This window comes from uncultured Kiloniella sp. (assembly GCF_937128705.1).
GTDB lineage: Bacteria > Pseudomonadota > Alphaproteobacteria > Kiloniellales > Kiloniellaceae > Kiloniella.
In genome coordinates this window covers 1-10,346 of the sequence record NZ_CAKZMP010000204.1, presented here as the reverse complement: position 1 = coordinate 10,346, position 10,346 = coordinate 1, and the positions used below count along the sequence as shown (strand labels likewise).

Here is a 10,346-nt window from a genome sequence, read left to right as displayed (position 1 = left end):
ATAAAGCGCAGCAGCTGTTTCATTTAGTGGTCTTGGAATATCTTTTGCGATTTTCATTGCCTCGCTTGATAGCTTCCCCATATCTTCGATGTTAGTATCTACGAGTGTCGAAACGTTCCTCATAGATTCATCCCAATCGCCAAAACTTTTAACACCCAGTGTACCGATGGCTGCTAGTGGAGCAGAAATCCCAATCGTCATTTTTCTGCCAATATTGCTGACACTTTTCCCCATACGCTCAACACTTCTGGTGATCTTCTTTATTGGTCCTGTTGCCTCATCAACTGCACGAATAATTGCTTTAATTTCAAGGTCTTTCATTTTCTCACCTTATTTGCCTTAACAATTTGATCAACAGTGTTGGACCAATAAATTAGCTCATAGGCCGTCAGAGATTTTATCTCTGACGGCTGCATGTGGAATGTGTACGCAAACTCGCCGGCTAATCCTCTCCAGTTCCTTGGAAACCTCCCAAAAAAGGGGCTAGAGCCTTCATCGCGTTACCAACATCTTGGGGGGACATAGACTTTACAGATGACAGCGGGATTTCTGCGCATGATTCTATGATACTGGCAACCTTTGCCATATCGTCAGTGGCTTTTCCCATTTTCATCATATCGCCCCAAGTTGGTTCTTTTAAGCTTAGAACGCTAACTTCATCACCATGAGCTTGAATAGGTTTAGTAAGTTCGACTTCGATTTTATCCATAATTATTTAACCTCGTCTCCAGAGATTCCTTCGAATTTGATTGATAATGTGCCTTCGGCACCGTCAAGTTCACGAGCCCCTGCAGTCCAGGCATTACGGAGAACATAAGTTTTCCCGTTTGCTAGTTCTGCTGTCACAGTTGAATCAGTGATGGCTTCAATAGCTTTTAGGCTTAAATCATCAGTTGCGAAAAACTCGCCCTCAATGAAAGGAACACGCGGAGTTTCTTTGAATCCAGCAACACCGGACAACCCCGAAAGCCCTTCACGTTCTGCTTCATCGGTCGAGACAGTTATAGAGCCCGCGAGGGTGTATTGTTTGCTATCGACTTTAACGAAGGCTGTACCTGCAATTCTTTTACCCATAACAAAGCCCTTTCTTAATTTGCGTTATATTGAAGACGGAACTGGGCGAGAACTGCCAAGATACGAAGTTGGTTAACCAGATCAGGTGGGAACAGAACATCTACCCGTGATGGATTAGAACTGGACCGCTCTACGATAAGGTTATCAATAAAAGCTTCCCGGTTTTCTACCAAGGCACGTTCTTCTAGCCGACCATAGCTGGCAATGATTTCAGCCTTAATGATTTTCGGGGTTACGATGGCTTGACCTGCGCCAAATCGTGTGCCGTCATTTGCAAGCTTATGACGCGGGTATTTTTGTGTGATTCCAGCCCGTAGGTAATCCAAGACGTAAGCCAGAGTGAATAGGGTATTTGCATCCAGATAAGATGCATCCGGCTCCCCATAACTGTTTTCTTGGTATGTTGTAATAGCTCGTTCAATTCGGCTATAACCGCCTTCAACATAAGATGTGGCAATACCTGAATGAAGCAAAATGTTACGTTCTGAAATCGTGAACCGACTTGCTTCCGGTGGTGATAAGAACCCAACCATTGGCAAGGTTTGCAAAGGTCTGGCAGGGTCAATGCTGATATGTTTTGCAGCAATGCCTGTCCAGATCGCAGCGGCTTCATATGTAGGGGTTGGACTGTCATACACCCCGTAACAAGTGGTGTGCGGGTCGTTTCGGGTTTCACCAAATGTATTCAGTGAACCTAGTGTATCAGAACGGGCCGTAAAGCAATGGCTGTAGTTCTGCTGTAACGGTGACCAACGGCCAGTAACGTCATCCAGAAATGTTTGCATGACAGCTAGGTTAGCAGCGTCTGTATATGCCATTCCTATGAAACGGTATGGTTCATCACCAACGGCCGCAACTGCTGTGCTAATGTCTGGGTTACCAGATCCACCTGACATGGCAGTGATGCTGATATCCAAGCCAGTAGGAGAAACCTCACCACCTACGACGCCATAATAATTACGGCGAATATCAATACCATTACCAACTTCGCCTTTGTGTCTGGCGGTGAAATCAACCTGAGAATTATCACTACCGTTTACAACAGCGGCAACAGGAAGGTTTGAATCAGCTGTGATAGCTGCAGCAATTGCGGTTGCTAGGGCTGCTGGCGTATCTGTTGATGCGACACCATATCGAATACGTTGACCTGCGATGTAAAGGTTATCGGTGCCAGATGCACTTGCCCCGGCATCAACCTTGATTGAACCAGTTGCGGCAACACCCGAACCATCATCATCAAGGGCAACGCACCACAACTCTGTATAATCGTTGTTTTTAATATACGCAGTAACCATGCGATGCAGCATACTGCCTTTACCAAAATATTGGCCGGCTTGGTCTGCTGATGAAACCAAGACGGGGGTATTCACCGCGATAGGTGCTACTGCAAATCGTTGACCGATAAGAAGCGCCCGATAATTCCCCTCAAAGCTAAACGCTTGGGAATTATCGACTTCTGCATAAAAGAGTGGAACCCGAATATCAGCAGGCATTTGGTTAAATGAAATGGACAAGGTTTAGCCCTCCTGTTTTGGGGTTGCTGCGTCACGATCAGCAGCCGTTACTTTTGTACCTGTTAGTGAAGACAGGACATGACAATCTGGCTGCCCAGACTTCGTAAGAAATTCGTCGGTTCCTTGCTCGTAGCAATGGGCAATTGCTTCTTCCAAAGACATCTTGTTATTTTCGATATCTTCATTCACATCAGTCTTTGCAGTCACGACATGCACAGCGTCACCGCATTGCAAACGGCGTAACCAGTACGTGCTTTTAGGAACAACTTTCCCATCTTCTTGCAATGGTTCACCTGTAATGGGATCGGGAACAGAAACGGGTTTCCCATCCACCTTTTTGTCAGGATTTGGTTTTAGGTGTAGAGACATTTTACCCTTCACTTTCTGTATCGATTTCTATTTTCATTGAAGCAATTCCTGGTGGGCTAGTGACTTGCACATCAATGCCTTCAAGGTCATCCGTGATGACTGGGTGATATTCTGAGGTGAATTTCAACCCGATCTTGATTACTGCTGTGGCTATAGTTGTTTCACCTTCATCGCTAAAAGCAATGTTTGTTGAAAGTGATTTTATTGTTGAAAATTGTTTAACAAATTCAGGGTCTTTTAATAGCGCGTCTTCGACCTGCTCACAGATGATATCGAGTTGATCGTCCCATCCGTCGTTAGTAGCTACATAGGCGTCTATTTGTAGTGTGATTTCATCGTCGAATACGGGAGTATGACTGCCACTGTTCGAGCCTTGTTGCTCCAGAGTGAAAATACTCAGTGCTGGTAATTCGTCTTTCTCAAAACTCACCACACGGCTTTTGTATACGTCATCACCAGCAACTGTATTTGCTGCTTTTAGACGTGTCACCACATCGTTTCTGAGGCGGGTTCTTTCGTGCACTGTCAGGCTTTCTTGAGAATTAAAACGGCTTGTCTGCCATCGTCGGGTTGTACGGAATGAATTTTATAAAGAACTCCACGAGCTCTTATTAAATCGTCTCGTTTTGGCTCTTTTGGTGTGCGGTTTTCAAAATCCGCAAGGTCAACTGTTGCAACTGGCTTTCTGGTTTCAACAGCAACTTCCCCACGGTCTTCAATCATCAGAAATGATTCATCAAACTTTGCCATTAGAGTGAAAGACGAGCCTCCCGCCTTCGTGTATTCAACGCACTCGTAGAAGTTCTTTTTAGAAGCTCTTTGAAGTCGTCGGGCTCGTCCTTCCCACCCCATTGCTATGCCTTAACGCCCTTTGGCAAAGACTTTGGACGTGTACAAATTGGCAGTGGGTTTGATTGGATTTCTGCTTCCCAGAATTTGTCCCGTGGATCACGATAAGGAAGGGAATACATAGGTAGACCTTTTGTATTCACAAAATTCATCGTATCTGCTGGAGCAAAATAAATATCAAACAGACCAGGCACACCTTCGACATAGATACGGCACTCGTCGGTGCCAATTGCTACCTTGCCGTCGTCTGTGCCTTCGTAGTTTTCAAAAGTAATGCCGCCATACCGGAACGTTGAATAAGCAAGGTTGCGGTCTTTAAGAACTTCGGCGGCTTGCCAGTTCTTGTATGGCTGCATCGTTTCAGCGTTGTGAACAAGGGCATCAAAGAAATTGTCGCCACACAAAGCTTTAATACGCATGCCGCCAGTCGGCATACCATGCAGAGCTTTTTTTAATTGGCGCTTGATGTCCAAGCAAACTTTATTAATTACACCGTTATCAGCGTTGGCTTGTGTAATACCGCTAAATGCAAAAGAAATATTTGCAGGAGAATTAACCCTGAATTCATCAAACAGGTTATAGATAACCGTGTCGTCAGCGTCTAAAATCTTACCAGAAATAGCACCTAGCATAAGGCGCTCAATGGTAAGGTCCATTTCCATGATTTTTTCTTCTTCGCGCTCTTTGTAGACAGCCATAACTGATTCAAGCTCTGATTGACTACCAAAGGCACGAATACCAGCCACTTCATCTGCTACAAGCCGAGCGTTTCGTGAAAGGTGTACAGTGCGAAAGTCTTTGATATTCCGTCGTTTATTCGCGCTCTCGGAAGGTGGTGTGCCACGCTCTGAGGTTTGAATCAAAGAAAGGCTTCCATGCTTTTCTTCAATCGCGATTTTAGTGGTGTTAACACCGCGGGGGCGAAACAATCCAGAAGATCGCAAACGGCTTGGTGCGTGCTCGGTATGGTTGATTGCAGATGTCAGCGAAATCATGTTGAACGCTGACCCTTCAAAAACGTCGAAACTTGCCATGGTATAATTTCCCTTACTGTCCGCTATCTTGATTGCGAATGATGATGCCGGCTGCTTCAAGTTCGGAAATAGCCTGTGTTTTTTGTGGGCCTGTAATTCCATCAGGCCAAACCAAAAGAAGCCCGTTCACTTCTGCTTTACGGGTGATTGCCAATGCACGGGCCGATTGCCCATTAACATTTGTGCGACGGTACAAAATTCCAGCCGCGACTTGGCTACCATCTGCGGCACCTGGTGTGAGTTGGTTGTATTCGTCATCAGCAGCTACCTGTCCAATAACGGTTGCGGTCTGCAAAACTGCTGTTTGATCTTTGACAACGATTTCATCACGACTGATGCGACCGTTACCTTCAGAGATAAGGAATTCGCCTTCGCGTGGGCCCATCTCTAGTTCTGTGCTTTTGGCTGGAGATGCCATGACTTATGCTCCTTGGGTTTTCTGGCCTGACCAGTTGCGGTAGGCAGTGTTAAAATCAATGTTCTGAGAAGTGCCTTCATCAGCGTTGCGTTTGTTGTCGAGTTCATCTTGGTTATCAACGGCACCGTCACGCATTCCGTTGATATAGGCGCGAACCTCACCAAGGGATTGCCCCTTATCAATGAAATCAGTTGCGGTACGAATACCGATGTTTGCTGTCGCACAGAGGTCAAGGATTGCCCTTGTGTCGTCTGTTTTGGCGGGCGGTTTAACTACTGATTCTGGTTCATTCCGTGTTTCGGATTCAGCGCCACCTTGGTCATCAGAAACTGTTTCGGTACGAACCTCTGCAGGTGTATCATCTGCTTTACGTTCTTCTTTTTTCTTATCTTTTTCTGTGGCTTTGTCGGCCATGTCGGAGTCCTCCAACCTTTCAAACTGGCAGGGGAAAACTGCTGTATCATTCGAACGGACTCCTGCTCCCGAGTCCGCGCCGACAGCGACAAATGAAATTTCAGTGGGTTCCCAATCAACGGCGCGATAGATCAAATCATCGTCTTCGCGTTCCTCAATGATTTTGTGTAACTGATAGCCAACTGAGACGTTTCGGATAATACCGCCGACTATTTTGCCCCAAAGATCATCAGCTTCTTTTGTGCCTTCATGAATTCGGATAAGGGCTTTTCCTTCCCCGCCATCGATCCAGCCTTTCTCAACAACACCAACTACTGATTCCGTTGAGTAACGTTCATGGCTATCTAGGGCAGGAGCGCCGTTGTTCAGCCGGTCCAAACGAACGGCAGCATCAGACACATCAAGTTCTTCTGTGTAATATCTGTCGCGGTTCCAGTCGTAGCGACGAACCCCAGCGCCGGTGGTAAAAACAACTTCAATTGTTCTGTTCTTTTCATCCACAGAAACTGGGCTGTTTGCCGCTGAACGTGTTTGAAGTGGCATTTTCCCGGTGGGCATACGTCAAAAACTCCGATTAAACATATTATTTAATTAACAGATATACCGATAATCAGCAAATACACCGATCAAATTAATCAAAAATATTTCCCAAAAACATCTTTCAGAGCGGCTCCAACACCGCCAGCTCCTACACCAAGGCCAATTAATACCCCAAACCCTTTGTTTTTAATCTTTGTAAGATCATCAACTATGGGCTTCATATCCCCGACATCATTGGCGACTTTTTCAAAATTCGATATTTTTTGATTCAAGTCTTTTAGTTCAGCAAGGATGTCTTTTGTTGTTTCTTGCTGAAACTCATAGGCTTGTTGCAAGCGTCCGATGGCCTGGCTAACTTCGTTTAGGTTGGTCATTTAACCGCCTGCTTTATTTGGTTTCTTGGTATCATCGTCGTCGCTGCTGGACATATCTTTCTCGTTAGACCCGCCTGACATCGTTGTTTTCCTTGGATCGCTGTCGTAGACGAGGCCCAACCCATCGGCTCTTGAATTATCTTCGGCTTGGATGTTGTCTATTTCCTCAATGTCGCCACCAAGCTCGGCAACGGCTTCGGCACGTGTGATAAGCCCTGAACGGATCTGTGTTTTGATCGCGTTTACTTCTTGAACCGGGTTAACGTATCTGAAGCCGGGTGGCTTCCATTTTGCTTTTAAGAATTTCTTCGGATTAGAGCCAAATCCGGGGGCAATAAGCCCTGAAAATATAACGGCCTGTTTTACGAATTCTTTCCACACAGGCTGGCACAATTGGAAAATCAAAAATCGTTGAATTCGTTTTGCTCTGGCTTGAAATTCTAAAAGTCCGGCACGAATGCTGGAAAAATTAACATCTTCCAGTGACCCGGTTAACTGTTCATAAGTTACCCCGATACCCGCTGCGATGGCGCGAAGCTGCATTTTCATGAATACTTCATAGTTCCCGCCAACATCGGCAGGTGTGGAAAATGCTACGTCTTCGCCAGCTTCAAGAATTTGTACGGTCCCGGCTTCCAGTTGAGTCTCTGGTACACCTTCATCATCATATTCTTCGTCTTCATCATCGCCTTCGTTGTAATCGTCTTCATCATTTTTAGTGATGAATGCAGTGTACATCGCAGCAGTCTTTTTGCGGGTTAGTTCTGCGTCTTCATATTCCAGCAGATCCCGTACCCGTGTAACAACTGGGGTCATCCAGGGGATGCCACGTATCTGACCGGGGCGCTTGATGTCATAGATGTGAAGCACTTCGTTGGCCGGGATGCGAACAGTTGATAGATTTGACATGCCGGTTAAAATATCGCCGGGATGTTCGCGGTACATATGATAGGCGATGCGTCGGCCCAACCGATCAAACTCTATACCGGCTTTGATATGGCGACCATTTCGCAGAGTTTCGGTTTTATCAATCGGGACGTACTCAGCTTCTAATATTTGAAGCTGCATAGGTACTGTTAATCCGTCCGTGGTCCGTCTTTTCCGTATCCTGATAAATACTTCACCCGCCTCAACGACTGAACGCAACGCAAGGGCTTGAAGCCCATCGAAATCTGTTATGCCATCTGCGTCGCATTCTTGGGTCCAATCTGCATATAAACGGGATGCAGATTTCTTGAAATTATCGTTGGTATAGTTGGGCATAACCTTGATGCCAGTACCAACAACGTTGTTAACAATTTTATCAATGCCGGATTCAATCCACGGCACCTTACGGGCTAAATCTCTGGCTCGGTCGCGCTGTAACTGGAGTGAACCCAAAACAAGGCGATTAATGCCGCCAGATTGGGGCATGAAGTTTCTGACACGTCGCCCCGTAGAGCCTCCATCATAGGCGGCTTCACGTTTGGCTTGGTATGTCGGCAAATAATTATCGGTTCCTTTAACGCGAACCCTCGTTCTTGCAGCAGTCGCCACGTTACATACCCCGCCCAGTTACGATGCGGCGCTGATTGCTTTTCTTTTTTTTGCCTGATGCGTGCCGAATTCGGTTATTGAGATCCCGGGCAGATCGGTCTAGCTCTGTCTGAGACTTCATTGTGACCAATCTGTCTCCGTCCTGAATGCTTTTTTCGGGATTATATCGGGCCTCGTCTAGCCCTTCTTTAAGGTTTAACAGGTTCGCCAAACTGGTCATTGCGTCCGTTCCTAAGTTTATCAGGCGGCCAGACAGATGGTGGGTTTGTTTTCACTTATCGGGAGATCGTGAAATCCGTCTGGCCTAAGCGGACAATAACACAAGCGGTAAAATCGGTAAATATGCCGATTGATTATCTTGAACGTCTTACTCTTCGTCGTGACCTCTTTTTCTTCTTTGCCACGGGGACCATAACGGGTTCATGTTCTTCTTCCTGTCTAACGACATCAACCACAGGGCCATTCTTATCTGTCCTGGCATTAATCTCTTTCTTGCGCCTTTTCAGATTAAAGCCACCAACTTTCAGGGCTTCCAGTGCAGCTGTGGCATAAACCCTGATGTCTAATGCTTCGTTACGCTTGTGACCTTCTTTCAAATCCCAATACCTGACTTGTTGGCCCTTGAAGTATTTAATTTTCACTTCTTCTGATGTGAGTTGTTTAAAATGGTCTTCGTCATAGCTCATGTTGAAGTGAGAATAGCCTGGGCCAAAGTCGGGCATTCTTAACCGGGAATATACAAGCTCTTTTGCGGCATCTGTACCGACATTGAAAACAGTAAGCTTGCCCTTGGTCTTACTAGCTTTTTTCGGCCATATCGGTTTACCTGCACCACCGATGCCACGTATAGCCCAGATACGGCGCCCGAAACGCTGGCTGCAATACTGGGTTACGGTCTGGGTAAGGTAGTTAGCATCCACACACGTCGCCGCAATCGGCAATTCAAAACCGCCTTCGTGTTGTATTCGTGTGGCTAACAGTTCATCAAGTTCGTCCCAAATCAATGGCCCGGTTGGATCACCATACAAAACTGTTTTTTCTAGTCCCCAACTTTCACCATTCAAACCCCATCCAACTCGCTCAACCTCGATGCGGTTACCCTGAATATCAACCCCAGCCGTAATAGTCACAACGTCACGCGGGCATACCAGGCCATAATTCTCTCGACGTTTTATCAGCCCTTCACCATCGACACGTTCACCGCGATCTTCCCAAACTTCCCCAAGTACGGTGTTTACAAAAACCTGTAAGGCTTGTGGATCGCTTTTTGATTCAAGAAATTCAGCGGCTAACTTCGACCATGCCGCATTCGGGAATAAACTATATGCGGCCCATATGTGTAATCCGGCATGACCCTTGAACGGTGCCGTGGCTACCCATCCATCATCTTCCATGGCACGGCCGTGATCAATCATCCAAGCCTTGTCTTCTTCGTGCATTTCGCAGCCACAATGACCGCAAATAAAATGGGCTTCCTCTGGTTTACCCTTCGGCCATTTCATGTAAGCAATCTTAATGCCGTCCGGGCATTCTATCGGTTCGCCGTAATCCTTGGACGGGCTAAATTTCCAGATATTACGTTCTTTGCAGTGTGGGCAGGGCGGTGCAAAGTATCGTTTATCAGATAACTGAAAATTCTTATCAATTTTTGACGCACCCTTAACGGTGGGGGTGGAGCCAAGAATAATGCGCCGGTTCCAAAACGTTTCGGTTCGCTTAATACCAAGTTTAATCTGGTCGCCCTCTGCACCAGCACCTTCGACGGGGTAGCCATCCACTTCATCAAAAAATAGTGCCCGGATCGTTACGCGCCTAAACCCCCTTGCTGAATTGGCACCCACCAAAATCAAAGATGCGCCATTTGTGAATTTACGTTTCAACTGGGTGACGCCAGAACCCTTTTCCTTTTCCGAAACTTCAATGGCTTTAAGAACGGGGGTGTCCCGCACCATCGGAATCACTTCGTCAGTGCTGTAGCCCTTGGCATCATCAAGTGTTGGTTGCACCACCATCATGGGGGACGGCTCTTGATCGGCATAGAACCCAATGGCGTGATCAATAATTTTTGTATACCCTACTCGGGCACTTTTCTTAAAAGTTACCTTCTCGTTTCGTGGGTCAGTTACGGCATTCATCATGCCTTTCTGGTAACCTAGTGTTTGCCATTTGCCCGGTTCAGCTGAATTCTCTGGGCTTAGGTATGCATATCGATCAGCCCATTCAG

At 46.4% G+C, this 10,346-nt stretch carries 14 protein-coding genes; all 14 read right to left on the bottom strand.

What is annotated here, in order from left to right:
* Positions 1-321 (bottom strand): hypothetical protein (locus tag Q0241_RS11015; protein WP_299377302.1); only part of this gene is annotated, 321 nt, incomplete at its 3' end.
* Between the two features lie 121 nt (positions 322-442).
* Positions 443-709 (bottom strand): phage tail assembly protein, encoded by a 267-nt coding sequence (locus Q0241_RS11010; protein WP_299377300.1) that lies wholly within the window; start codon positions 707-709, stop codon positions 443-445.
* 2 nt (positions 710-711) lie between these two features.
* A complete protein-coding gene (locus tag Q0241_RS11005; RefSeq protein WP_299377298.1) occupies positions 712-1,074 on the bottom strand; it encodes a phage tail tube protein in 363 nt (120 codons plus the stop codon).
* A 14-nt stretch (positions 1,075-1,088) separates the two neighbouring features.
* Positions 1,089-2,588, bottom strand: a complete 1,500-nt coding sequence (locus Q0241_RS11000) for a phage tail sheath subtilisin-like domain-containing protein (RefSeq protein ID WP_299377296.1) — start codon at positions 2,586-2,588, stop codon at positions 1,089-1,091.
* A 3-nt stretch (positions 2,589-2,591) separates the two neighbouring features.
* Positions 2,592-2,957 carry a DUF2635 domain-containing protein gene (locus tag Q0241_RS10995; protein WP_299377294.1) on the bottom strand — a complete coding sequence of 122 codons (366 nt, stop codon included), beginning with the start codon at positions 2,955-2,957 and terminating at the stop codon, positions 2,592-2,594.
* 1 nt (position 2,958) lies between these two features.
* Positions 2,959-3,480, bottom strand: a complete 522-nt coding sequence (locus Q0241_RS10990; protein ID WP_299377292.1) for a hypothetical protein — start codon at positions 3,478-3,480, stop codon at positions 2,959-2,961.
* A 2-nt stretch (positions 3,481-3,482) separates the two neighbouring features.
* Entirely contained in the window at positions 3,483-3,707 is a 225-nt protein-coding gene (locus Q0241_RS10985; protein ID WP_299377290.1) for a hypothetical protein, read from the bottom strand.
* Positions 3,708-3,811: 104 nt separating this feature from the next.
* Entirely contained in the window at positions 3,812-4,840 is a 1,029-nt protein-coding gene (locus Q0241_RS10980; protein WP_299377288.1) for a major capsid protein, read from the bottom strand.
* A 13-nt stretch (positions 4,841-4,853) separates the two neighbouring features.
* The gene (locus tag Q0241_RS10975; protein ID WP_299377286.1) at positions 4,854-5,258 is read right to left on the bottom strand and encodes a head decoration protein; all 405 of its coding nucleotides are present in this window, start codon (positions 5,256-5,258) and stop codon (positions 4,854-4,856) included.
* Positions 5,259-5,261: 3 nt separating this feature from the next.
* Positions 5,262-6,230, bottom strand: a complete 969-nt coding sequence (locus Q0241_RS10970) for a hypothetical protein (RefSeq protein WP_299377284.1) — start codon at positions 6,228-6,230, stop codon at positions 5,262-5,264.
* A 77-nt stretch (positions 6,231-6,307) separates the two neighbouring features.
* Positions 6,308-6,586 carry a DUF1515 family protein gene (locus Q0241_RS10965; protein ID WP_299377282.1) on the bottom strand — a complete coding sequence of 93 codons (279 nt, stop codon included), beginning with the start codon at positions 6,584-6,586 and terminating at the stop codon, positions 6,308-6,310.
* Positions 6,587-8,122 carry a phage portal protein gene (locus Q0241_RS10960; RefSeq protein WP_299377280.1) on the bottom strand — a complete coding sequence of 512 codons (1,536 nt, stop codon included), beginning with the start codon at positions 8,120-8,122 and terminating at the stop codon, positions 6,587-6,589.
* 1 nt (position 8,123) lies between these two features.
* On the bottom strand, positions 8,124-8,342 hold the full coding sequence (locus Q0241_RS10955) for a hypothetical protein (protein ID WP_299377278.1): 219 nt from the start codon (positions 8,340-8,342) through the stop codon (positions 8,124-8,126).
* Positions 8,343-8,475: 133 nt separating this feature from the next.
* Positions 8,476-10,346: phage terminase large subunit family protein (locus tag Q0241_RS10950; protein WP_299377276.1), on the bottom strand; the 1,871-nt coding region annotated here is incomplete at its 5' end.

Excerpts from the sequence above, each read along its gene's own strand:
- Q0241_RS11010 (WP_299377300.1), bottom strand. The coding sequence starts at position 709 with ATGGATAAAATCGAAGTCGAACTTACTAAACCTATTCAAGCTCATGGT.
- Q0241_RS11005 (WP_299377298.1), bottom strand. The coding sequence starts at position 1,074 with ATGGGTAAAAGAATTGCAGGTACAGCCTTCGTTAAAGTCGATAGCAAA.
- Q0241_RS10995 (WP_299377294.1), bottom strand. The coding sequence starts at position 2,957 with ATGTCTCTACACCTAAAACCAAATCCTGACAAAAAGGTGGATGGGAAA.
- Q0241_RS10985 (WP_299377290.1), bottom strand. The coding sequence starts at position 3,707 with ATGGCAAAGTTTGATGAATCATTTCTGATGATTGAAGACCGTGGGGAA.
- Q0241_RS10980 (WP_299377288.1), bottom strand. The coding sequence starts at position 4,840 with ATGGCAAGTTTCGACGTTTTTGAAGGGTCAGCGTTCAACATGATTTCG.
- Q0241_RS10975 (WP_299377286.1), bottom strand. The coding sequence starts at position 5,258 with ATGGCATCTCCAGCCAAAAGCACAGAACTAGAGATGGGCCCACGCGAA.
- Q0241_RS10970 (WP_299377284.1), bottom strand. The coding sequence starts at position 6,230 with ATGCCCACCGGGAAAATGCCACTTCAAACACGTTCAGCGGCAAACAGC.
- Q0241_RS10965 (WP_299377282.1), bottom strand. The coding sequence starts at position 6,586 with ATGACCAACCTAAACGAAGTTAGCCAGGCCATCGGACGCTTGCAACAA.
- Q0241_RS10955 (WP_299377278.1), bottom strand. The coding sequence starts at position 8,342 with ATGACCAGTTTGGCGAACCTGTTAAACCTTAAAGAAGGGCTAGACGAG.